This is a genomic window from Arthrobacter sp. TJ-236, assembly GCF_058269235.1.
The window spans coordinates 1,733,705-1,756,886 of sequence record NZ_JBZCNI010000001.1; the positions used below are offsets into that span (position 1 = coordinate 1,733,705).

25 protein-coding genes and 1 riboswitch are annotated in these 23,182 nt (G+C 64.2%); of the genes, 20 read left to right on the forward strand and 5 right to left on the reverse strand.

The genetic code is table 11. The features are described from left to right. Window positions 1-61 precede the first annotated feature (61 nt). Window positions 62-2,140 carry a glycosyl hydrolase gene (locus AC4D16_RS08230; protein ID WP_490954570.1) on the forward strand — a complete coding sequence of 693 codons (2,079 nt, stop codon included), beginning with the start codon at window positions 62-64 and terminating at the stop codon, window positions 2,138-2,140. Window positions 2,141-2,362: 222 nt separating this feature from the next. After that, window positions 2,363-2,872: an aminoacyl-tRNA deacylase gene (locus AC4D16_RS08235; protein ID WP_490954571.1), complete on the forward strand. Its 510-nt coding sequence runs from the start codon at window positions 2,363-2,365 to the stop codon at window positions 2,870-2,872. 9 nt (window positions 2,873-2,881) lie between these two features. Here AC4D16_RS08235 and AC4D16_RS08240 read toward each other — a convergent pair whose 3' ends face one another. After that, window positions 2,882-3,373 (reverse strand): GNAT family N-acetyltransferase, encoded by a 492-nt coding sequence (locus AC4D16_RS08240; protein WP_490954572.1) that lies wholly within the window; start codon window positions 3,371-3,373, stop codon window positions 2,882-2,884. A gap of 287 nt (window positions 3,374-3,660) precedes the next feature. Here AC4D16_RS08240 and AC4D16_RS08245 point away from each other — a divergent pair, with 287 nt between their 5' ends. Both AC4D16_RS08245 and AC4D16_RS08250 read left to right on the forward strand, forming a co-directional pair. Next, the gene (locus AC4D16_RS08245; RefSeq protein ID WP_490947870.1) at window positions 3,661-4,254 is read left to right on the forward strand and encodes an SGNH/GDSL hydrolase family protein; all 594 of its coding nucleotides are present in this window, start codon (window positions 3,661-3,663) and stop codon (window positions 4,252-4,254) included. Window positions 4,255-4,331: 77 nt separating this feature from the next. Then, window positions 4,332-5,546, forward strand: coding sequence for an ROK family transcriptional regulator (locus tag AC4D16_RS08250; protein ID WP_490954573.1), 1,215 nt, complete (start codon window positions 4,332-4,334; stop codon window positions 5,544-5,546). A 44-nt stretch (window positions 5,547-5,590) separates the two neighbouring features. Here AC4D16_RS08250 and AC4D16_RS08255 read toward each other — a convergent pair whose 3' ends face one another. Further along, the gene (locus AC4D16_RS08255) at window positions 5,591-6,262 is read right to left on the reverse strand and encodes a peroxiredoxin-like family protein (protein ID WP_490954574.1); all 672 of its coding nucleotides are present in this window, start codon (window positions 6,260-6,262) and stop codon (window positions 5,591-5,593) included. Between the two features lie 301 nt (window positions 6,263-6,563). After that, window positions 6,564-6,638: riboswitch (cyclic di-GMP riboswitch) on the forward strand. Between the two features lie 14 nt (window positions 6,639-6,652). Between AC4D16_RS08255 and AC4D16_RS08260 the strand changes: the two genes are divergently transcribed. From AC4D16_RS08260 to AC4D16_RS08320, 13 genes are all read left to right on the forward strand, one after another. Then, window positions 6,653-7,906, forward strand: coding sequence for a glycoside hydrolase family 26 protein (locus AC4D16_RS08260; RefSeq protein WP_490954575.1), 1,254 nt, complete (start codon window positions 6,653-6,655; stop codon window positions 7,904-7,906). Window positions 7,907-8,556: 650 nt separating this feature from the next. After that, a complete protein-coding gene (locus AC4D16_RS08265; RefSeq protein WP_490954576.1) occupies window positions 8,557-9,153 on the forward strand; it encodes a hypothetical protein in 597 nt (198 codons plus the stop codon). A 571-nt stretch (window positions 9,154-9,724) separates the two neighbouring features. Further along, the gene (locus AC4D16_RS08270; RefSeq protein ID WP_490954577.1) at window positions 9,725-10,165 is read left to right on the forward strand and encodes a hypothetical protein; all 441 of its coding nucleotides are present in this window, start codon (window positions 9,725-9,727) and stop codon (window positions 10,163-10,165) included. Between the two features lie 190 nt (window positions 10,166-10,355). Further along, a complete protein-coding gene (locus AC4D16_RS08275) occupies window positions 10,356-10,808 on the forward strand; it encodes a hypothetical protein (RefSeq protein ID WP_490954578.1) in 453 nt (150 codons plus the stop codon). Window positions 10,809-10,935: 127 nt separating this feature from the next. Beyond that, window positions 10,936-11,373 carry a hypothetical protein gene (locus AC4D16_RS08280; RefSeq protein ID WP_490954579.1) on the forward strand — a complete coding sequence of 146 codons (438 nt, stop codon included), beginning with the start codon at window positions 10,936-10,938 and terminating at the stop codon, window positions 11,371-11,373. A gap of 155 nt (window positions 11,374-11,528) precedes the next feature. After that, the gene (locus AC4D16_RS08285; protein WP_490954580.1) at window positions 11,529-12,413 is read left to right on the forward strand and encodes a hypothetical protein; all 885 of its coding nucleotides are present in this window, start codon (window positions 11,529-11,531) and stop codon (window positions 12,411-12,413) included. 242 nt (window positions 12,414-12,655) lie between these two features. Then, window positions 12,656-13,342, forward strand: a complete 687-nt coding sequence (locus tag AC4D16_RS08290; RefSeq protein ID WP_490954581.1) for an ABC transporter ATP-binding protein — start codon at window positions 12,656-12,658, stop codon at window positions 13,340-13,342. 130 nt (window positions 13,343-13,472) lie between these two features. Next, a complete protein-coding gene (locus AC4D16_RS08295; protein ID WP_490954582.1) occupies window positions 13,473-14,900 on the forward strand; it encodes a DUF6297 family protein in 1,428 nt (475 codons plus the stop codon). A gap of 249 nt (window positions 14,901-15,149) precedes the next feature. Further along, a complete protein-coding gene (locus tag AC4D16_RS08300) occupies window positions 15,150-15,305 on the forward strand; it encodes an RNA polymerase sigma factor (protein WP_490954583.1) in 156 nt (51 codons plus the stop codon). A 36-nt stretch (window positions 15,306-15,341) separates the two neighbouring features. Further along, entirely contained in the window at window positions 15,342-15,686 is a 345-nt protein-coding gene (locus AC4D16_RS08305) for an RNA polymerase sigma factor (protein ID WP_490954584.1), read from the forward strand. Between the two features lie 160 nt (window positions 15,687-15,846). After that, window positions 15,847-16,815, forward strand: coding sequence for a CU044_5270 family protein (locus AC4D16_RS08310; protein ID WP_490954585.1), 969 nt, complete (start codon window positions 15,847-15,849; stop codon window positions 16,813-16,815). A gap of 136 nt (window positions 16,816-16,951) precedes the next feature. Further along, entirely contained in the window at window positions 16,952-17,155 is a 204-nt protein-coding gene (locus tag AC4D16_RS08315; protein WP_490954586.1) for a tautomerase family protein, read from the forward strand. Window positions 17,156-17,709: 554 nt separating this feature from the next. After that, on the forward strand, window positions 17,710-18,054 hold the full coding sequence (locus tag AC4D16_RS08320; RefSeq protein ID WP_490954587.1) for a histone-like nucleoid-structuring protein Lsr2: 345 nt from the start codon (window positions 17,710-17,712) through the stop codon (window positions 18,052-18,054). A gap of 347 nt (window positions 18,055-18,401) precedes the next feature. Here AC4D16_RS08320 and AC4D16_RS08325 read toward each other — a convergent pair whose 3' ends face one another. Further along, window positions 18,402-18,938, reverse strand: a complete 537-nt coding sequence (locus tag AC4D16_RS08325; protein WP_490954588.1) for a GNAT family N-acetyltransferase — start codon at window positions 18,936-18,938, stop codon at window positions 18,402-18,404. Between the two features lie 153 nt (window positions 18,939-19,091). Between AC4D16_RS08325 and AC4D16_RS08330 the strand changes: the two genes are divergently transcribed. Then, complete coding sequence (locus AC4D16_RS08330) at window positions 19,092-19,547, forward strand: GNAT family N-acetyltransferase (RefSeq protein WP_490954589.1); 456 nt, start codon at window positions 19,092-19,094, stop codon at window positions 19,545-19,547. Between the two features lie 139 nt (window positions 19,548-19,686). On the opposite strand, the gene AC4D16_RS08335 is transcribed toward AC4D16_RS08330, so the two are convergent. After that, a complete protein-coding gene (locus AC4D16_RS08335) occupies window positions 19,687-20,448 on the reverse strand; it encodes a hypothetical protein (RefSeq protein ID WP_490954590.1) in 762 nt (253 codons plus the stop codon). Between the two features lie 236 nt (window positions 20,449-20,684). Further along, entirely contained in the window at window positions 20,685-21,362 is a 678-nt protein-coding gene (locus AC4D16_RS08340) for an RNA polymerase sigma factor (protein ID WP_490954591.1), read from the reverse strand. A gap of 255 nt (window positions 21,363-21,617) precedes the next feature. Here AC4D16_RS08340 and AC4D16_RS08345 point away from each other — a divergent pair, with 255 nt between their 5' ends. After that, a complete protein-coding gene (locus AC4D16_RS08345) occupies window positions 21,618-22,193 on the forward strand; it encodes an RNA polymerase sigma factor (RefSeq protein WP_490954592.1) in 576 nt (191 codons plus the stop codon). A gap of 10 nt (window positions 22,194-22,203) precedes the next feature. Beyond that, window positions 22,204-22,629, forward strand: coding sequence for a hypothetical protein (locus AC4D16_RS08350; RefSeq protein WP_490954593.1), 426 nt, complete (start codon window positions 22,204-22,206; stop codon window positions 22,627-22,629). Window positions 22,630-23,182 lie beyond the last annotated feature (553 nt).

Sequence of the window (23,182 nt, forward strand, 5' to 3'; positions counted from 1 at the left end):
TAAGTCTGTGACTTATGTCTCACGCTCTGAACCAGCCGGAATGCCTTCAAGGGAGAACAGCATGCTTGGTCGTACTCAGCACTCGCGCACAGGACGAACCGTCGCCGCACTCGGGGCCGTGGCAGCACTCGCCGCAGGGCTGCTCTCCGCCGCTCCGGCCTCCGCGGCACCACCGTCGCCCGACGTGCAGCGGAGTGGCCCACCCGTGGCGGTGGATCTCGCGGACGGGAAGGCGACACCGGAGACCCGCTCACTGTTCGCGTACCTGCAGTCGGTCCGCGGCAATGGGATCCTCTTCGGTCACCAGCACACCACCGACTACGCGGTGACGGATCCCGCCCCGAACGGGCTCGCCTCCGACGTCAAGAACGGCGTGGGTGACTTCCCCGCCATCTTCGGGTGGGACTCGCTGATCCTCACCGGGGACGAGCGGCCCGGCATCTCCGGGGCGACGCTGGACCAGAACGTCGACGTGCTGGTGGACGGCATCAAGAAGGCGGACGCCCTCGGCGGCATCAACACCATCAGCTCGCACTTCCCGAACTTCGCCACCGGTGGGCGCTACAACGACACCGGCGGCAACGCCGTGCGGCAGATCCTGCCCGGCGGTCCGAACAATGCCGCGTTCCTCGAATACCTCGACGCGTTCGCGGACGTCGCCGAGGAATCGGTGGACGAGGACGGCAAGCGGATCCCGATCATCTTCCGGCCGTGGCACGAGAACAACGGCGGGTGGTTCTGGTGGGGCGCCGGCCACACCACCAGCGCCGAGTACCAGGAGATCTTCCGCTATACGGTGGAGTACCTGCGGGACGTCAAGGGCGTCCACAACTTCCTCTACGCCTACTCCCCGAACGGGACCTTCGGCGGCACCCCCGAGACCTACCTGAAGACGTACCCCGGCGACGACTACGTGGACATCCTCGGGTACGACCTCTACGACGGCACGAACGGCAGCCAGCAGTGGCTCGACTCCCTCGTGGCCGACACCGCGATGATCTCGCGCATGGCGGACGAGAAGCGCAAGGTCTCGGCGCTCACCGAGTTCGGCATGAGCGGGGCCCTGAAGCCCAACGGCCAGAACCCCGACCTCGGCTGGTACACGAGCATCCTGAACGCCCTGCGCAGCAACCCCGATTCCGCGAAGACGGCCTACGCGCAGACCTGGGCGAACTTCGGGTTGGAGCAGTACTTCGTGCCCTACCCCGCCTTCGGAACCACCCCCGAGCATGAGCTCATGCCCGATTTCCGCGCATTCCACGCCGACCCGGCGAGCTACTTCGCCGGTGATCTGACGAACGTGTACGAGCGCCGCACCCTGCCCGTCCAGCAGAAGGCGACGGTGCACATCGTCACCCCCACAGACCGCCAGCGTGTCACCGGCCCGACGACGACGGTCCGCGTCAGCGCGGCGGGCGTCAGGAACCCGCAGGCCACCTTCTCGGTGGACGGCGGCCCGGCACAGGCCCTCACCCTCGACGCCGCAGGGTACCTCTCCGGCTCGTACACCGTGCCCAACGGCAACCAGGAGTCACGGACCGGCGTGCTCCGCGTCACCGTCACGGAGGGCAACGGCAAGGGCAACAAGGCCACCTTCACCGATGAGGCGCTGCTGCTCCTCGGCCCCGCACCCGTTGCCGTACCCGGGGTCGTCGACACGTTCGAGGGCTACTCGGGCGACGACGTCACACTCGACGAGGTGTACACGAGCGCCGGCGTCAACGCCATCGCCCACTCCGCCGAGAACAAGGCAGGGGGAAGCTACGGACTCTCCTACAGCTACGACTTCGCGTCGCAGAACTACACGGGGATCGGCCGCACGGTCGATCAGGACTGGTCCGGCTTCACCTCGCTGAACGCCTGGATGCTGCCCGACGACTCGGGCACCGGCGCCACGCTGCAGGTCGTGGCCGACGGCGTCTACTTCGAGTACAACGTGCCGCTCTCGGGTACCGCACCGCTGCAGGTCTCGGCGCCGTTCTCCGAGTTCAAGCCGGCCTCGTGGGACACCGCGAACGCGGGCGCCGTGCTCGACGCCGGGAAGCTGGCGAACGTCACCCAGTTCAGCCTCTACCTCGGACAGGGCCAGAACGGCGTCCAGCAGGGCACCATCTACGTGGATGACATCATCGCCAGGTAGAGCACGCAGCACACGAGGGACCGGCGACGGCGGCCATCGACCGTCATCGCCGGTCCCTCCTCTGTGCTGCCGGTGTGGCTTGTCGGTGCTGTCCCGGCGCCCTACATTGAGCCCCTGAGCCACACCGACGCCTCTCGCCCCGGCCCCGCGCAGCCCCCCGCAGCCGACGCGTCGGTCTCGTCGCCGACCTCGCAGCCGGCGTCTTCGCCGGTGTCTTCGCCGGTGTCTTCGCCGGGCTCGGCGGCGGGCTCGGCGGCGGGCTTGGACGCGGGCTCGGCGGCGGCGGAGGACGCGGCGGCACGGGGCCTCGCCGTCGAGCTCGTGAGCCGCGACGGCGAAACCGATTTCGGCGACCTCGCGGCGGCGCAGGGGCTCTCGGAGGACGACGGCGTGAAAACCCTCGTCGTCAAGATCAGCGGTGGCACCCCGGTCTTCGTCCTGATCCCCGGCACGAGACGCCTGGACTGGGCGAAGCTGCGCGCCCTCCTCGCCGTGAACAAGGCCTCCCTCGTGACACCCAAGGCCGCGCTCGAACTGACCGGGTACCAGCCCGGCACCATCACGCCTCTCGGCAGCCGCACGGCGCTGCCCGTCTACGCCGATGAGCGGATCACTGGCCGGGTGGGTATGGGATCGGGTGCGCTCGACACGCTGCTCTTCACGGACGCCGAGGCCCTCCTCGCCTCCCTCGGCGCGGTCGTCGGGGACGTCACCTCCGCCGTGACGCGGTGAACCGGATCCTCAGTCCAGCACCCGGGCGTAGCAGACGGAGTGGTCCTCGCCCGCGTACAGGCCGAAGTTATCGATCCGCCGGTACCCCTCACGCTCGTAGAAGCGCATGGCATCGGGCTGCTCCGTCCCGGTCTCGAGCAGCAGCTCCCGGCAGCCCCGGGCGCGCGCCTCGTCCTCCAGATCACGCAGCACCGCCGTGGCGACGCCCTGGCCGCGCAGCTCCGGCCGCACGTACATCCGCTTGATCTCGAACCCGCCCTCACCGAGCGGACGCAGACCGCCACAGCCCACGGCCTCGCCGTCGGCCGTGCGTGCGACCACGAAGTAGGGCACGTTGTCCGCGGTGGGCGGCTCGCCCGGTTCGTGGTCCTCGCTCCCGTAGCGCACGTGCAGCTCCGCCTGCTGAGCGGTCCGGAGGAGCACGGCGTCGGGGGCGTCGTACGTGGTGCGATCGATCGTGAGGTGCACGGGTCTCCGTTCGGCGGCGGGTGTCAGCTCCATCCTTCAGGATCCGGACCCCCGCCTGCATCACCCGGCCGGCTCGGCCTGCAGGTGGACCAGCACCGCCTGCTCGGGACTGAGCACGCCACCGGCCTCGACGACGTCCGCAGGCTGTCGCTTTGGTGAGGCACGGGACGGTCAGGGTGTGCCTCGGGCCACGGGACCAAGCCCTTCAATGCGTGCACACCGGGGCGGGCGCCGCATGGTGATCGAGGTCCGCCTATCGCTGAAGGCCCATTGGTACTAAGTTCATCTACTGAAGATAGTGACCGATCAGAGGACATACCGTGCTGCAGGGAACCATCGTCTTCGCCGGTGACAGCGTGACGGATTGCGGCCGCCGCGAGGATCCCGAAGGGCTGGGTCACGGCTACGTGCGTCTCCTCGCCGGCAACGAGACGCTGGTCGGCGCCCGGGTCCGCAACGCGGGCGTCGGCGGGGATCGCCTGGCCGATCTCGGCGAGCGCTGGCACCAGGATGTCGTCGCCCTCGAGCCGGACCTGGTCACCGTGCTCATCGGCATCAATGACACCTGGCGCCTGTTCGACAGCGGACAGCACTCCGACCCGTCGGCGTTCGAGGATCGCTACCGCGGCCTGCTCGGCGCGTTGGGACCCGCCACGCGCATCGTCCTGATGGAGCCCTTCGTGCTGCCGATCGACTCAGGGCAGGAGGCCTGGCGCCCCGACGTGCAGACCCGGATCGACGCCGTCCACCGCCTCGCGGTCGAGTTCGGAGCAACGGTGGTGCCGACGGATCGCACACTCCGCGAGAGGGCCGCGACCCTCGGGGCAGAGGCACTCGCCGCCGACGGCGTGCACCCCACACCCCTGGGCCACCAGGAGATCGCCGACGCCTGGATCAGGGCCGTGGAGCGGTGACCGCGGCCGACGAGCGGAGGTCGACGGCCCAAAAGGTTAAGCCTTCAACTTCCCGAGGCCCTGAGCTACCATGGACCGTGATCGAAAAGACCCGCCGCCGCGAGTCTTCCCGAGGTAAAATCATCGACCTCATCCGCTCCTGGGGGCCGATCAGCCGGGTGGAGTTGGCCGAGAAGACCGGGCTCACCCAGGCCACCATCTCCACGCTCGTGAGAACCCTCCTGTCCGAGAACATCGTGGTGGAATCCGGCCGTGGTGAATCGACCGGCGGAAAACCCCGGATGTTCCTCGAACTGAATCCTGCATCGCGCCTCGGCCTCGGCGTGCACATCGGGCAGGACTACATCACGTACATCGTGGCCGACCTCCGCGGGCACGTGATGGCGCGGCGACGCGTCGAGGGCCCGGGAGACACCAGCCCCCTGACCGTGGTGAGCCGTATGACGCGTGACATCGACGCGCTCATCCTCGAGTCCGGCGTGGCACGGTCGAGCATCGTCGGGCTCGGCATCGCGACGCCGGGGCCGCTCGACCGCGTGGCCGGCACGGTCCGGTACGCGCCGTCCCTGGAGATCTGGAGCGACTTCCCCATCAGGCGGGCGCTCTCCTCCACCACCGGCTTCCACTGCGAGTTCGACAACGACGCGACCGCCGCGGCGATCGGCGAGTACTGGCTCGGCGCCACGGAGGGGTACTCCACCTATGCGTCGGTGTACATGGGCTCCGGCATCGGCTCCGGGATCGTCATGGACGGCACCATCTACCAGGGCGTCAGCTCGAACGTCGGGGAGATCGGTCATGTGAGCGTGGACGCCAGGGGGTTGCCCTGCCCGTGCGGGAACATCGGCTGCCTCGAGCTGTACGCGAGCCCGAAAGTGGTGGTGGCGCAGGCAGCCGCTGCCGTCGTAGCCGGGACGCTCGACCTCCCGCTCACAGGGGTGATCTCGGAGGACTTCGCGGCCATCGGTTCGGCAGCGACCGACGGCGACGAGACGGCGCTCCGCCTCATGCGGGAGTCTGCCGAGTACGTGGCCAGCGCGGTGATCTCCATGGTGAACCTCCTCGATCTCCAACTCATCGTCCTCGCCGGAAGCGCCTTCTCCACGGCCGGGAGCTTTTATGTGGACATCATCTCCAGTGCCCTGGCGGAGCGCGCACTGGCCCGCGCCATCCATCCGGTCGAGGTCCGGCTCTCGGTCAACGGGAACGACGCCGCGGCGCTCGGCGCCGCGACCCTGGTGCTGCAGGACAGGCTGTCCCCGCGCAGCCTCAGATCGGTCTCCTTCGCCTGAGGGACCTGATACGCCCGATGCGCGGTCGGCGACTCCGGAGCGGGTCAGAGCGCTATGAGGGCATCCACGATGTCGCACGTCTCGGTCCGCGTGGTGTAGTCCGCACGCACGTCCATGAGCCGGATGGTGCCGGTGGCGTCGCTGACGAGCACCGTGGGGTACGGGATGGTCGTGGTGCGGTCCATCGCAGCACCCACCACGTCCATCCCGAGCGCAGCCCGTGCGCTCATCGCCTCCTCGCTCGGAGTCATGACGATCCCCAGACTGCGGGCGAGTGCGTTTCCCTCGTCGCAGTACAGGTCGAGCGTCACTCCCTCCGCCCGGGCGGAAGCGGCCGCCCTGTGCGGATCCTGCGGGCTGACCGCGAGGAGCCTCGTCCCGAGGGCGTCCACGACCGGTCGCAGCTCCCGCTGGTAGGTCCTCAGCGCGATGGTGCAGAACGGGCACCACGAGCCGCGGTAGAAGACGATCACGGCGGCGGCACCGACGAGCAGCGTGCTCAATCGCTCGGACGAGCCGTCCACGCCGCACAGCACGGCGTCCGGCAGTTTGTCACCGACCACCGCCGTGTCCCTCGGCACACCGGCACGCCGGAGGTCCTGCTGCTCGCGCTCGAACACCCTCGCGAGCTCGGGGCCGATGCGCGCGTTGAAGGTGGGTAGGAAGTTCTCGACCTGCGACGCGATCGTTGCCGTGAAGTCCGTCCTTCGCTTCATTCGCTCTCCTTAGGGCAGGCATCGACATGCCCGCACCCGCACCCATTGTGGTGGAGGTCACCAACGATTCCCAGTAACGGCTCGCACGCGCCCGGTGTGGGATGCGCGAACAAAGGACCGCTTCACCCGCGCCACGGCACGTGTTCGGAAACCGACGGCTCAGCAGGAGCCCTCTGCGCTTAACCTGCGCGGATCCTTCGGCACACTTCAGCGGAAGTCCGCCCTACTGTGCTTCGTCCGGCGGCAGAATAGAACCAGACCGCTGACACCCCGGCAGATCCTTCAGCCCGGAGCAGGCGCTCGACGACAACGGCAAACCCGGCGCGAGCCGGGGACGCAAAGCCACGGGACCCACGCGGTCAGCCGGGCCACCGAAACCAGTGAGGTCACATGTCTCCCGCTCTTCGCTCCCCGTTCCCGGCATCACTTCCGAGCCCAGCCGTCCTCCGCCTCGTGATCATCGCGGTGACGAGCGTGCTCCTTCTCGTCGGCCTGACGCCGTCGTCCGCCGGTGCGGCCGCGACGATCAGCCTCAGCAGCGCGACGGGCGCGCCCGGAGCCGCCGTGACCGTGACGGGCGCGGGCTTCCCGAAGCGCGCGACGACGACCCTCACCGCGGGTTCAGCGACGGTCACCGTCACGACGACGTCCACCGGCACCTTCCGCACCTCGGTGGTCCCGGCGGGCTCCGGCGCCATCACGGTGACGGCGACGGCCGGCACGGTAGCGGCTCGCGCCACCTACACCGTCATGCCCGTCGCCGCGGCCCCGGCACCGGCCGTGAACCCGGCGAAGGGCATCCGGTTCGGCGTCGGTACCAACGGCGGCCCCGCGGCCGCAGCCGAACTCGACGAGGTGGCGCGCCTGGCCGGCGAGGCGCCCTCGATCGTGCTCTCCTACAAGGACTTCCGGCAGCCGGCCCCCATCGCGGAACTCGACGCCGTCCGCGCGCGTGGCGCGGAGACCCTCCTGACGTGGGAGCCCTGGGCCTGGGGTGGCGGCGTCGACCAGCCCGCCTACTCGCTCGACCGCATCACGGCGGGCGACTACGACGCCCACATCCGCGAGTGGGGCCTGGCACTCGGCGCCTGGGGCCAGCCCGTGTACCTGCGCTTCGCGCACGAGATGAACGGCGACTGGTACCCGTGGGCCGAGGGTGTCAACGGGAACGGCGCGGGCGACTACGTCGCGGCCTACCGCCACGTCCATGAGGTCATGGCCTCCACGGGTGCCTCGAACGTGCGTTGGGTCTGGAATCCGAATGTGCCCTACTGGGGCTCGACTCCCCTCGGCGGCCTCTACCCGGGAGCCGGGTATGTCGACGTCGTGGCGCTCGATGGCTACAACTGGGGCACCTCGCAGTCCTGGAGCGCATGGCAGGAGCCGGAAGCACTGTTCGGCGAGGGCCTCGCGCAGCTGCGACAGCTGGCTCCCGGTAAGCCGATCGTCATCGCGGAAACCTCCGCGTCCGAGCTCGGCGGCTCGAAGGCAGGGTGGATCAGCAGCCTCTTCGGCTACCTGTCCGCCCAGCCGGACGTCGCCGCCCTCGTCTGGTTCCACATCGACAAGGAAGCGGACTGGCGCATCAACAGCTCCACGACGGCGTCCGATGCCTTCAGAGCGGGGCTCACCTCACGTCGGTGACTCCGGTGCAAGCTGCCCCCGTCGGTGGCGCGTTCCGCACGTCCGTCACACTCGTGCCGTGCTTGCACGTCACCTTGAGACAGCAATCAACATGCTTGAAGTGTCCCGTTTAGGGCACCATCACCGGGCTTTTTCTCGGGCGGGGCATATGGGAATCGCATTGATCGGGCGTGAGTAACTCAGGCGAGTCAGCAGCCGCTCCGTCATTTGTGTCCCACTGAAGGACCGGCTTGCGGGACGAGTCGAAGGAACTTGTTCGTAGTAGCTTTGCTCGAGAACAAGAGGCTGAACAGCGCCCACCTCCATATCAGCGGGAGACAATTTGAACAACGGATCTGCCCATCCGACAGTCCGCCGCGGCACAATCTGGTGGACGATGCAGAGCATAGCTTTTGGTGTGCTCACGGTTGCACTAGTGTTTCTCGCCTTCTGGAAGCCCTCCACTGGAGCGACGATCGCAGCCGTTGTAGCTGCTATCCTCGGACCACTTTTGATCTTCACGGCGATCAAGCGAATCAGAACCCTTCGCCACGAATATCGATACTCCAGTGATGACGTGTAGCAGGCTGATAAGAGGAGACGCTCCATCTCACTTGAGGATCCCCTACCGGTGCGTGAGCGTTCGGGGAGACGACCGATACGATTCCGGCATGAGTAGGAGTTGGGCGCTCCGGTTGCGTGATAGAGAGGGCCAGCTCGCCGATCGCTTCGACGCACTGCCCTTGCCGCGGCGGCGGATTTTCGCGTTCTTGTCTGTTTTTCTTGTCCTAATGTCCGCCGCACTTATAGTTGTCTCCGCCGACGCCAGCTTCGCGCACGCCCGAGAAGTTGTCGCCACGGGACCCCGCCGAAGTGCACCGATCACCAAGATCGATTACGGCGGGCGTAGCTCGGAGTACTACTACGTGGAGATTCAGGGGCAGGAACGCGAGATCGACTTCGCCCACTTCTTGCCCGACAAGTCGATCGGCGCGCAAGCTATATACGTCGTGGATCCCCTGGACCCAGATCACCTAATCGCTGTCGGCAGCCCATCGGACTGGAGCCGCGACTTCTGGTGGGACGCCTTGTCACTAGGTGTCACAGCGGCGGTGGTCCTACTTCTCGCGGGTTTAGTTGCGGGTCGGATGGTTCCTGAGGACGGTGGCGCGATCTTGGGGAAGCTCTTACCTGACCCGAAAAACACACGTGCCAGGCGGCGCCGACGGAGACGCAAGGGCGGCGTCAGCGGCCGTCACGTCGACTAGCGCTCTGCCCAATCTCCACATGTACGTCCGAACCGCATAGCCATCCTCCATTCGGACAGCTTCAGGGCCAGCTGATCAAGTGCGGTGTCTCATGGCTGAGTGGCCGTTCCGAGTGCTGGCGAGAGGTGCGTGACCTCGGTAGTTGTGTTCGTCGGGCGTCGCAGGCTTGGATCGGATCATGTACCCCACGCGAATCAACACGGATGCGATGCCGATCAACCTCGCACTTCTCATCACAGGGATAGGCGTAGCCGTGATCGTCCTAGTCATCGTTGGGGCAGTAGTCGTCGATCGCGTCGATAAGGCCAAGGATCGGCGGTCAAGGAAGTAGCACGGTGGTCGATCCCTTCACCGGACGTGGGAGAGTGCTCCCCTTGAGCTCGATTGGTATCCGCCACACCTTTCGCTAACCCGCCTCGGGCTGCTTCATGGTTTCAACGGCAAGAGGGTTCCTTAGCGAAGGAAGAGCGCCAAGTGATCCCTCAGCCTGTTCGTGGACCCCTGGATTCCTCAAGTTTAAGGTGCTGCTGTATCCGGATCCGCTCACCGCCGGCCCTGCGATACTTCCATCATGATCATCGACATCAGAGCCATGCTCGACCGCGTCGTCGCGGAGGTGTTCGATGAGAACTTCACTGCGACACCAATCGCTTCCATCGACGACTCTTGGCTGCACGGGGTCCACTTAAGCAACCGCTCCAGGATGGACCGCACAGCAATCATCCGGGCAAGCTACGGGAGGATGGACGCCCTTGTCCCTGAGTTGGACGTCCAGACCATCCTTTTCGACTATGACGACGTGGAAGCAAGAAAGGAAGCCGAACTTCGAAGGCTCTGCCTCGTCATGCGCGCCTACCTTCGAGGGGGCGGACGCGTCGAGCAGCGACGGCGGTTCCTCCGCCGAGGCACGCTTCCGGTCCTGCGCATCGAGGTGGACGGCCTCGAATGGCGCCTTGGCCGGCGCCTTTCAACCGTGCCCGACCCAACAAGCGAGGAAGTAAACGCCCGCTAGAAAATCCTTTCGAACGACACTCACACAAGTCGGTCCGCTCATATTCCACTGTGAGGTGCATCGATCTGAGTGGAAATTCAAAGGGCGAGCTGGAAGCCCGGCCTGAGTAAAGCAGCGGGCCGTAAGTAGTATCCAAAGGGTGATGATTTCATATGAGCACTGGATCCGCTTCCGCAGCCAGAATCTGGGCATGGTGTGGCAGGCCGACGACGGAACCGGCAAGGACGACGGTGATACCGACCGGGTGCTTGTCGACGACGGCCGGATAGTATCCGCGCGAACCCCCATCGAGCTTGAGAGGGTGGCACACCGCTACGGTCTGAGCCTCGAGAAGGGAAAGGACGACGTTCAGAACCTGGACGACCTCGAACGCTTACTGGAACTGCCGGCCTCGGACGAAACCTGCGCGCAGCTACTCAGCGGGTGGAACCTGTTCAACGATATTGCCCGCAGTGTCGGAAGCTCCTTGGATGATCGCGGACCGGAGGCCTCCGCGTGCTACGACAAACTCTTCTACGGCAACAACCTCGAAAGCATCACCCCGGCCGGCGAGCACTACAGCCCGGACTTCAGCCACGGCGAACGCCTCCTCATAACCGAGGTACTCAACCGTGGCCGCGTCATTCTCAGCACCCACATCTAAACCAACCCACGATCCGAACCACAGGATCTCCTCACTGTCGCGATATACCCGCCCGAGAAAGCGCCCGCTGAGGGATCCTCAGGGGACGTTCGGCTCCCGTCCGTCTTGTATCCGTCATCCTTGACCTATGTGGTGGAAAGCTAGGAAGGTAGCTCGCGCGGAGCTGAAGGAGCGGATGAATCGCGTCCGGGAGCTCGAGCGGTTTCCTGAGCCTACTTATGGCCTTGCCCCGCATTGGCAGGCAGTCCTTGATGGGCGCCGGGAATTCGCCGGATCTGTCGAATCCGGGCCATGGGCGGGGCATCAAGTTTTCGTGATCGTCTGGGGCTCGGCCGCTATCGACCGCATCTACGAGCCGGCAGACTTCCTATGGTCAGCTGACTACTGGCGTACTGATCCCGACGCTCCTGGCGCCGACGAGGGAGAAACAGTCGCCAACGTCGTCACGCTCGATGAGGTGTATGAGTTCTTGGGCGGCGAGGTTGTGCTCTGGTACTCCCCACTCAAGTCCTTGGAGAGAGTTGCACTCATGTTTGGTGGTGATGGTCACAACACTCCGAGCTGAACTCCCGCTTGACCTCATCTGACAGCGAGACGCGACTGCCGCTGAGTCCGCTCAGGGATCGGCTAGCGGGCGGCCGGATCCGCCTGTGGACTCCCATCCAGGAGGGGCGATGCTCCCTGCCCCGTTTGCGAGACCGATCTGGGGATAATCACGGTATGAGTGCTGTGCATGTAGTGCTGGGGTTGCGAACTGTTGTCCGCTACTGGAGACAGCGGGAGTGGCCGAGGTTCTGGAGGGAGGATCCTCGACTAACTGCGAGGCAGGAGTTCGTCCTCGATGGCCAGGTGTTGTCGCAGGTTTTCGACCTGACCGAGCGCTTCCTGCTAGCCGAGGAGAGCGCGTTGACATCAATTGACGCTCGAGCAGCCGTCACTCAGATCCTCCGGCTGCTCGGCCACGCGGAACCAGACTTCGACGGTGATCGCGTTGCACTACTTGTCTGTCCTGCTTGCATGGAGGCTGGCTGCGGGTCCCTGAGTGCGGCGGTCGAACGGACAGGTGATTGCGTCACGTGGTCGAATATCTCGTGGCAGGACGCGACGGGTAGCGAGGCCAGGCCGGTACTAGGACCAAAAGTTCTGTCCTTCGCGCGCGATCAGTATGAGGAAGTGCTGACGGCTGCCCTGTCCAGGTGGCAGGTACTCGCCGACGACCAGGAAGGTCTTGGATCTGGCGCCGCCGATTTGTTGGCGTATCCGTTGCTTGCGTTCGAAGAAGACAACGACCCGGTTCATTTCCTTCGTGATCGTTTAGAACTGGAAGGCATACAGGAACTCTTCATACACGGCGAAATCATGCTTCTCGTCGACAGTCACGGCACCGAGTATTCGTACACACCGGGGAACGTGCCCTACCTCGAGCTGCAGAGCACAGGCTCAGCTTCCATGGCAGCGGTTTTGAAGAAAGTCTGTGAACGCGCAACCTACCTTCGTAGCCGAAATGCTCTGTACCGTCGCCCCGATTCAGGTCAGCCCGAAATAGATGTCCAAGACGATCTGACGCGAGCTTTCGACCTTGCTCGGGAGTACTCACTCGACTAGAACACCTCCGTAACCACCACGGGTGCTACCTCAGCCGACTGACCGCTCAGCGATCCTCACTCGCACTCGCACTGGTCCCGAAGGAGCCTGGATCGGTTTAGTGTCAGGCCGCATAGTCGACGACCAGCTTTCGGGCAGGTGAAGTAGTCACAAGCGCCGGCGGGTGACTCATGGGGTTGGTGGCGGGACGGCGTCGGAGCGACGAAACATGTGCTGTTCTGGCCGCGGTTAGGGTTGAAGCCATGTTTGACATGGGGGCGGTGCTGGAAGCAGAGCGCTTGGTGGTGGGGTACGCGGGGTCTTCTGTGTGCGGGGAGGTGACCGTCGCGGTGAGCCCCGGAGAGATCCTGGCTGTCGTGGGAGTCAATGGTGCCGGGAAGTCCACGGTGGTTCGCACGCTGGCAGGTCGACAGGCACCCTTGAACGGGGAGGTCCGGGTTCACGGGCTACCGGCTATGCCGGACGCCATACCGTTCAGACGTCAGGTCGCCGCCGTCTTCGACGAGGACGTGTTCTTTCCTTCGTTGACTGTCCGTGAGCATTTGTTGCTGGTGGCGCGAGGGCATTCGGTACCCGACCCTGAGGCCGCTGTCGACGCTGAGCTGAGCTTCTTCGGTCTCCTGGACCGGTCCGGCGCGGTTCCGGACGCCCTGTCCTCCGGGCAACGACGCCGTCTGCTGCTGGCCGCGGGTCTCATTCGATCTTCGTCCCTGTTGATCCTCGACGAACCGGAACAACGCTTGGATCCGGTGATGCGGGACGCTTTGGCGCAGCGCATCGTGCGTCGCGCCGAGACCGGTAGCGCGGTCGTCCTGGTGACGCATGATTCACGAATGCTCGTCCAGAGCGCGACGTCGTGCCTGGTCATCGATGAGGTTGTCGAACCTGTCAGCCCTGAACGGGGAGCGGAGATCATTGCTGGACCCTGACACGACCCGAACGCCCACTACGTCAGAAGGGCCGGACAGCGACGCGGACGACCTTGCGCACAACCTCGCGAAGGACGTAGTGCGTTTCACCCGGGGTGCTTCCCGACGGTTCAACAAGTCCCGTTCCTCTGTGCGGGATCTCTTCATCGACATCTACTCGAACGCGTTGGCTGGTGCCTGCGTGATCATGCTGGTGGTGTCCCTGGTCCTGGCACTACGCGATGAGATCACGGCCCGGGATCTTGGGTCAGGCTCCCTGGTGGCGGCGTCCTGGCAGGTACTACCAGCGGAAGTCTTCTGGATCTTCCTGACCTACTTGGCATTGGTCGGGATCACCATGACGGCCCGAAAGGTGGGACCGGTCACCGTGAGCAGGGCCCACGGCGTCTGGTGGTTGCCGTTACCCGTGAGCCGTCGCCCGATGGTCCTGCCGTCCTTCCTCAAACGACTCATCACCACCGGCGCTGGTGCTTCCATCGTGTACGCCGCGTACAGCTTCCTCACCTTCGGCGACCGGTCAGTGGTCGAGCACGCTGGTTCCGCAGCGACCTTCGGCGCCGCCACGGTCATCGCCGTCAGCAGCGCCGCGATCCTGCAACTGACACCCGACCGTTCCCGTGTCCTTCGCCTCAGCACGCTCATCGGCTTCATCCCCGTCGCCGTTCTTCCCTTCCTCACCACCACACCATGGCCGCTCCTTGCTACTCTCACAGCAGCGATCATCCTGAGCATCTACGTCCTGCCGCGTAGTGGGGACGTTCTTGGTGCGGAACTCGTGCGCGGCGGTGCCGTGTCAGGCCACGCCGAAGCGTCCATCTTCTTCCTCGACGTCAACGAGCTCCGCCGGTCCCTCACCGTCGAATCAACATCCTCGAGCGCACGAGCCAGTCGTTTCTACGCACGCCCCACCCGAACACCAGCGACTGCCATCATCCGCGCGGACATCGTGGCGTTCCTTCGCCTGCAACCAGCACCCATCGGCGCCCTCACCTGGTGGGGGATTTGTCTGGCCGTTGCCCTGATCACCCCTTCCCTGCCCGTCCTCGTCCAACTCGGGGTGATCCTCATCGCGGCCTGCGCAACAGCGGCTGGAACCGGGACGGTCGCACGACACATCGCCGTGCTCCCGGAACTGGACGCACTCCTGCCTGTTGCGCCGGCACTGGTGCGAAGCAGCCGTATGCTCATGCCCTGCCTGGCCTCGATCACATGGATGATCGCGCTTACCGCCTCACTCACAGCACTGGGCGCCACCGGGCCGCTGCTGATCCTGCTCGGCGCACTAGCCGGTATCGGCATGGGGGCAGGAGCTGTCCGCGCAGCCAGCCGCCCACCCACGGACTGGACCCTGCCACCTGTGGAAACACCGTTCGGACCGATCCCCGCCGATCAAGGATCATCCCTCCTACGCGGCACTGACATGACGATCCTGGCGATCGCCCCGGTCCTGCTAGCTCTCTACCTCGGCACAGTGCACCCCTGGCTCATCATCGCCCAATGCCATGCCACCATCACCGCGGTCGCCGTGCACATTCTCACCCCATCAAACGGACGGTAGCGGATCGGCCAACGGACTTGCATTGAGTCCCCGTGCACCCAAACCGCAAGGGGCCGAACGCTGTGCTAGACACTCCTCTGACCGTTCATCTGCTTGCAGCTCAGAACGATGCCGTTTCTAAGGACCGATCTTTGAGACGATTTCCGTTGGCTGCACATAACTAGGTGGATGACGTCGTCGTCTGACCATCGAGTGAACGGGGATCGACCTGATGCACGGATATCGGCAGTGGCCGCACAGGTGAGCGACATGGATTCACTCGCGCGCATACAGCGCGGGGACCGGGAAGGATTGCGCATCCTCTTCCGCCGGCACCTGCCCATCGTCTATGGCGCGGCCTTTGTGGTGACCAGGAATGAACCCGATGCCGAGGAGGCCGCTCAGGACGCGTTCTTCCTGCTCTGACAGAAACGCAGCGAACTGAAAATTGTCGGTGATTCGATGCTGCCCTGGCTGATCGTGACGGCGCGGTTCGAGGCATCCAATCGACGGCGAGCAGCGAACCGGCGCGAGACGGTACCTCTGATCGAAGACCACGACGTCAGGGTCTCCGACAGCCCAGAAACGATTGTCTTGGCGGCAGAGCTACAACGCCGTCTCACCGTAGCGATCGAGGATCTCCCTCCCCTAGACCGAGACCTCATCAACTCCTGCCTGGTCGAAGGCGCGAGCTACGAGGAAGCAGCCGCGTCTGCCGGTATTACCCATGGCGCAGTACGCAACCGCCTCTCCCGAGCCCGACAGCAACTCCGCCTGCAGATGACCGCTGAGAGGAACGAAGCATGAACACCCCAACGCCACTCACACCCATCCCGGATGAGCACTCCATGCGCCGGATGGAAGCTGCTCTTTTCGCCCGCATCGACGCCACCGAAACTCATGCACCGGTTCCCACCACAAAGCGGGGTCCCAATCGAACGATAAAGGCCAGCTCCCCTCGACGCAGATGGCAGTGGGTCGGGATCAGCTCGGTGGCAGCCGCAGTGCTGGCTGTCACCCTCGTGCTTACCGACGTGGTCGGCTTTGCCGGTTGGCGAGGGGCGCGGATACCGCAGCGGCCGCCGTTCTGGAGCAAGCGGCGAGTAGCGCGGTTCAGGTCTCCGATCCCGCCGTCGGTGAGGGAGAGTACCTACTGGTGGAGACCAAGGCAGTGCACCTCAACTCGACAGAGAGCACTTCCTTCCTCGCGCTCACGACCGACCAGATGTACATCCCCGCAGATCGCAATGACAAGTGGGTCTGGTTTCGCCCCGTCAGCCAGCCCTATGGGTCCTTCGGCCCGGAATCCCAAGCGGCATCAGATGCGAACTTCGCCTCGATCTACGCCGAGTACGGCAAGGACTACGTCGAGAAGCTCCGCGCACCCGCCGGCCGCTGGTACAGCGGCGACTCCCAGGTCTCCCCGGAAGCACTGTCCGACCTTCCCCGGGACCCACATCAACTACTGAACTACATCTACCGCACCACCCTCGGCTCCGGCCCGTCCCAAGACGGAGAAGCCCTGGTCTTCATCGCCGACAGGTTGCGCACAGGAGTGCTACCCGCCGACGTGCGGGCATCCCTGTACCAGGCGGCGGCGCTCATCCCCGGCGTCGAGTTCGTCGAGGACCAGGCAACCCTCGACGGTCGGACCGGTACAGCGATCGGCCGGGTAGAAACCAACGGCAACTTCCGGCAGGACCTCATCGTCGACCCCGACACCGGCCTGTTCATCGGCGAACGAAGGACTCAGCTCGACGCTTTGGGCGGGATTCCCGCCAACACCGCCACTTCGTGGACCACGGTCACGACCACAGTGGTCACAGAGGCTCCGGCCGGGGGAACTCAGAACGGGGCTGCGGACGAGATGGGCTGCACACCCATCGCCGACGGGGGCTTCTATTGCCCGCCGTCAGATCTGCCGGACGCGCCATGACCAAATTCCACAGCTACTTCGGGGCAAGTGTGCTGGGTTCGGTTCCAATTAACGTCCGTCAAGCCATGGCTCAACGCCCCGCGAGGCTGCCTCGGATATGCGCGGCGGGTGTGTCGTGGCATGGCATTCTCGATCCATGCCACTCATTCAGGTAAGCAACGCCACTCCTTCATCGAGCGAGAAGAAGCGAGAGCTGTTAGCGGCTCTCACTGAAACTTATGCGTCGGTGATGGGTATCCGGCCCGACACGATCCGAGTGATTCTTCATGAGGTACCTCGGGAAAACTGGTCGGTCGCAGGGATTACTTTGGCCGAGTCCGGTCAAGACGAAAGGTTATGAAAGAGACTTTTTCAGGCGTTACTGACAACCGTAGTTGGTGTGCGGTAAGCCTTGAGTGAGGAGTCAAGCAGTTGCTGGCTCATCATCATGAAAAGTCGTACGGATAGGGATCGGCTTACGGGCATTGACGGACGTGATCCGCCGATCAGGTCATGGGTGCCCTTCAGCTTTGCTGACGGCGCTCTCGGCAGACGTGTGGCGCTCGGGTCTACCAGCTGCTCTCCATTCGCGCTTGGGCAATGGGGCCGCACCGGTCGGTACCGTGTCGAGGTAGTCGCGGTACTTTGATCGACCCGGGAAGTCCAAGGCCCCGATCAAGTCGGGCAACATCTCGAAGAAGATGCGTGCTGCTAATCCCAGGATTTCGAGCATCATCGATCTCGGCCCGACCTGTGCCCGGTCATCATGCCTCGTAGCCTACGCCGCCGCCGTACTACTTGGACGGGGATCGGCCTGCGGACACATCGAGGTGATTGATGGGGAATCGCATGGACGGGGATCGGCACGTAAGTTGGTGTGCTGTGGGAATCAACGATTGAAAACAGGAGTAAGCAATGGCGCAGCGCGTGCAGGTCGAATTGGTTGATGACCTCAATGGTGAGACAGCAGACGAAACAGTGCGGTTCGGGCTTGATGGCACCGAATACGAGATAGACCTCACCACGGAGAACGCCTCCAAGCTCCGCGCCGCTATCTCCGAGTACGTGGAGAATGGACGTAAGGCCAGCACCGGACGCCGGAACCAGAGCGCCTCAAAGGCTGGCGGTACCGCGAGCCGTTTCAAGCGTGAGGACACCCAGCAGATCCGCGCATGGGCGCAGGAGAACGGGTACAACCCCAGCTCGAGGGGCCGGATTAACCAGACCATCATCGACGCATATAACGAAGCCCAGAAGTAACAGCTGCCGGCCCCGCGCGAAGACGGACTCAACGGTCCGGCGGATGCGAATCCCTCCAGCTCCTAGCAGGCGGTCCCCTGAGTCCCGTGGTCCTTCTCTCGAGCTGAGGCAGGAACGCAGTCAGGGCGAGGCAACTGTGGAGGCCGCGCGCCAGGACCAGCGCGCAACTTCGCACTGCGACCCACTCCCCCAGCACCCACGCCGGCGTTGCATCATGTCTAGACCTTCGATGATTCTTGTTGCGAAAGTCGCGAATGGACCCTAGAGCAACGTGAAGTAAGCGCCCATGCACTGTGGTGTTGGGGTGTACCTCAACGCAACGCTTCCGTCTGCTGCGAGAAGAGCGATTACACCTCTCGCAGGGTCAACAAGGTGTGGCCGTAAGGGGAAGCAGGTTCCACCGTTCCCGTTTGATGGAACCCAAGCTTTCCCAGGACCCGTCGAGAGGCAACATTCCAGTCCCACACGCCCGCCCACAACCGGGGATAGCCAGCTTCGTCGGCCCATGCGGTAACAGCGCGCCCTGCCTCGGTGGCGTAACCGTTCCCGTGACTTACTTGGGAAAGCTCGAAAGCCAGTTCAGGCTCCTCGGCAGACCCGTTCCCAGTAGTGATCAGGCCGCAGTAACCGATCACTACCGAGGTATCTTTCCGTTGGACTGTCAGGAGCCGAGGACCTGGCGCTTCGCACAGCTCGCCAAGCCTCGCGGCGATATCCTCCACGGCCGGCCGGCCTTCACCGTCGATACGCCGATGTTCCGGCACCCGCGGATCACGCTCCGTCCACAACTGACGCAGCACCGCGGCGTCAGTGATGATCTGAGGCCTGAGAATCAAGCGATCAGTCTCAAGAGGCCCGAGCAACGGAACGAGCGGAGAAGACATGCTCGCATCATCTCAGCACCTTCGGCGAATACTGCCCTGTTCTGCGGGCATAACCGCTCAGGGCTGTGACTAGCATGAGGTCAGACCGACCACTGTCGTTCGGGTACTTCTGCATCACCTCAAGCTTGCCCTCGACCTGGGAGTGAGGACCTCATGGTCCTGAAAGTTAGAGAACGGACCAACAATGACGTAGCGAGCATCGTGCGCTGGGTGCCCGACGAGCGGTCGCTGTACCTCTTCACCGGACCGCGCCTGTCCTGGCCGCTGACGGAGGATCGCCTTGCAGGGATGGCAGATATACCGGGCCTTACCGCTTGGAGCGTCATCGACGAGCGCTCAGAGCTGGTCGGTCACTTCGATCTAGCGATTGAGCAAGGTAACGCGCGGATTGGTCGAGTCATCATCGACCCGGCAAAGCGCGGGCAAGGACTAGCCCAACCGCTCATCGAAGCCGCCATCGCAAAGACACGTGAGCTCGGTGCGTCGCAACTCGACCTGACGGTCATCGCCGACAATCTTCCTGCAATCCGAACCTATCAACGGGCTGGCTTCGTCACCCTTCCCGACTCCCCACGACCCGACGTAAAGGTGATGACCCGCTCCCTCTGACGATGCGCCGGGCGTGCGACCATCGCCGACCCGCGTTGTGGAAGGTGTACCTCAACGCAACATCGCTAGTGACGTGTATCAAGTTCACAAGGATGCCGCGAAGTGCGAGCTGTCAGTGCTCCGACCAACAACGCTTAGATCAGTCTTCTGGTGCGTTGTCGACTATGGAGTAGGTGATAGCAGTGTGCCCGTTGACTTCGTCGGCGCCGAGCCCGTAGACCGCGTAGGTGGCGACGGTGCGCTCTCCAATGACGAGCCCGTTGGCTGGGTCAATGATGATTTCCTGTCGGATGCCGGCGCGTAGAGGTTCTGTGCGTCCGATGGCGGTGCCTGTAACTCCGTCGAGGTTCACTTCTTCGCTGGCATCGACGCCAGGGATCAAAGCCAGGGCGTCGTAAAGCCCTGCCCGGAGGTCCGCGGGCACGAGACCGATCTTCAGCAGATCGGTGATCTGCACGAAGTTGTCCTCGTCGCGGGACGCGGATCCACCGGTGTAGCGGGAGTTCGCCCAGTTCAGCAGGGCCTGCCCGTCCCGAGGTAGCGCGGCCATTTCTTCTTCGCTGAGCAGTCCCCACGGATTCCCGTAGAAGTTCCCGTCCGGTGCCCGTTCGACGTCGATCTGTCCGGGAACGGGGGCGGCGATACCCCAGTCGCGTTCCAGGACCCAGTCCTCGGACTCATCCCCTGGAACGTAGACGCCGATGATCTGCTGGTAGGTCGAAGTCTGGCTGGGATCTGCCGCGTTGCTGCTGTTCTGCCACTGCCCGCGCTTGCTGACGAGCAGGTACTGTCCGGGCGCGGGTTGCAGGTCGGTGTACGCGGCGGTCGCCGCGGCGACGTCACGTAGCACCCCGGCCGCGTGCGCGCTCTGAGCTGTGAGGCTCATCTGGCCCAATGCCACTGCCCCGACCGCTACAGCGGCGGTCGCCAGCACAGCTGTGCGAGCTCGGTGCGATCGCGGCTGACCCGGCCCTGTCTGATAGGACTTGTCCGAAGACGGTGCCGTCCGGTTGCCGGGCGTGGTGTGGCGTGCAGGGCGGTAGCGGGTGGGATCGTCGGCCCCTTGAAGGGTCGGCAGGGACACGAGCTGGTGGCGTAGGGCTTCCCGCCGGTCCGCCTGGAACTGTTCTGTGCTCATCAGGTGCTCCTTCCGTTCATCGTCTGGCCTGTGTTGGTGCGATCGTTGTTTTCGGTTGTCGTGGTCGGCGCGGCAGGTGCCAGCGTTGGGGGTGAGCGGTCCGGCCGGCCGATGAGGGCGGCCTCTTCGTAGAGCGATCCGAGGCGCTGCTTAGCTCTGCTGAGCCGGGACTTCACGGTCCCCTCAGCGACCACCAGGACACTGGCGGCGTCCCTGATACTCATGCCCTCCACCACGCACAAAGTCAGAACATCCCTGTCCAAGGGACGTAACCGGCGGAATGCCTCACCCAGCGACACCAACTCCCCGAGACGTTCGTCAGCGTCGCTCACATCCTCGGCCACATCATTCGCCGGTGCGGGAGGGGGAAGCTGGGACAGGAAGTGCCGGTACCGGCGTTGCTGGCGCACGTGGTTTCGGATCAGGTTGTTCGCTGTCACCAGCAGCCACGGAAGGATCGATTCATCGACTATTCGCACGTGCATTCGACGCCGCCACGCCTCGTAGAACACCATCGCCGTGACGTCCTCCGCGGCCGGATGCATGCTCAGCAACCTCAACGCGTGACGTAACACCCGCTCGTGATGACGATCGAACACCACCCCGAACGCGTCACCGTCACCATTGACGACCTGACGCCACAACACCCCATCCGACGCGATCACCTGTGCACCCATACCCCTTAGTGTCCGATCACCACCCAAGGTTCCACCCAAACAGCGGAAAGTTTTGGGCTCCCACTGCACCGTCGGGATCCTCCTGAACGCGTGCGGCCCCTTATTGCCCAAGGTGTACCTCAACGCAACATGCGCGGTGTCCGAGCTGATGCATATGTTCAACACAGCAACGTAAGACCGAACACCGCCGAAAGTGATTAAAGGCTGACTGTCACAATCCGCCGCTCCACGACACTTACTGGGTGGAGGTGTGAAGTGAACACACGCGATACGAAGACGTTGGTAACCACCGACGAGGACCTGGTCAGCCGACTAGTCCGCGGAGATGACAGAGCGTTCTCCGCCCTGTTCGATAAATACTCACCGACGGTTTACCGCTACGCCTGGGGGTTGACTGACTCCCGTAGCGAGGTACCCGACATCGTGCAGGAGACGTTCCTGCTCCTGTGGCGACGCCGCAAGGACGTCCGCATGGCCGAGCAATCGGTCCTTCCCTGGCTCCTGCTGTGTTGCCGGAACACCGCCTACAATCTCAACAGGACTCGTCGCCGCACCGATGCTGATGAGCTCACCGATCCGTCGCCCGGTTCCTCAGCCTGGCATCGCCGCGTAGACCACGACCGGGCCGTAGAGGAACTGGCGTGGATCCTCGAGGAAATCGCTGCGCTACCCGAGGTCGACCGGAAGCTGTGCGAGCTCTGCCTCGTCGAGGGTCGCAGCTATGACGAAGCCGCCACGTCCCTGGGCATCAGTCCACCAGCTGCCCGCAAACGCATCGAACGTGCTCGGCGCAAACTGCGTGCCAGCACAGCAACCAACCCCACCGCTTAGGGAGAAGGCCGTGCCCATCACCTACGAACCACCGACCAATCGGCACATCGCCGAAGAACTCGTTCCCGTTCGGGCCTCCCTGATGCGCCAGGTTCCCCGCCAGCGAACGATCAAGCGGGCATCCATAACCGCTGCCGTCGCTGCAGGCTTGTCAGTGGGAGGCGTCTCCGTCGCAATCGGAACGGGATCGGACTACTACGCCAGCGTCGAGTTCATGACCAAACCGCAGTACGTCCAGGAATTCGCTGACTGCATGACCGCAAGCGGATGGGAGCCCCTCGCCGGCAATGGCAACCCCTACGACCCATCCGAAGTGCCGGCGGTGCACTTCCTGCACCTCGCTGAAGACAGCGGGATTTTGGGCGCCGACGCTGAAGCGTGCCGGGCAAGCATCGCCGATACAGTCGGGGAATCGATCATGCCCGACGACTTCTAGCCTTCGCCACGGTCAAACATGACACCGCAGCCGGTCTGACGGACCACAATAGTCAGGACGGCCCTCAAGCTGGCGGTGCGGAATTCCAACGAACGGGGACTTCCGTACCGCCGCCCACTCCTGTTCTCAAGCGAGTATCACCCGTTGTCGATGACCTACTGACTACACAGCAGCGGTCGCTCCTTACGTGCGGCCGCCGTTGCACGGGGTGTACCCCAACGCAACGCCTCCCAGGTCGGGAGACACACGCATCAGGCACCTTTGCGCCCGTTTTTATCGTCCCGGTCAACCGCCCGCTCTCCGCCACGGCGGGGCAACCGATCTTCTCGATTCCTGGAGTCGCTCGCACGGGCGAAGAACGACCGGCTTACGGGCGCACCTCGACTCGAGGTCAGGTGTAGTTCGAGGTCAGGTGTAGTTCAAAGATGCCATGCACGTTGGATAACGCTCTTATGGGTCAGGAAGGGATACAACTGAAAGATGCGATGGATAGATAAATGGATGGACGATACGGATTGGCCTCAGGATCCACAACTGAACATCTTCCGAGCAG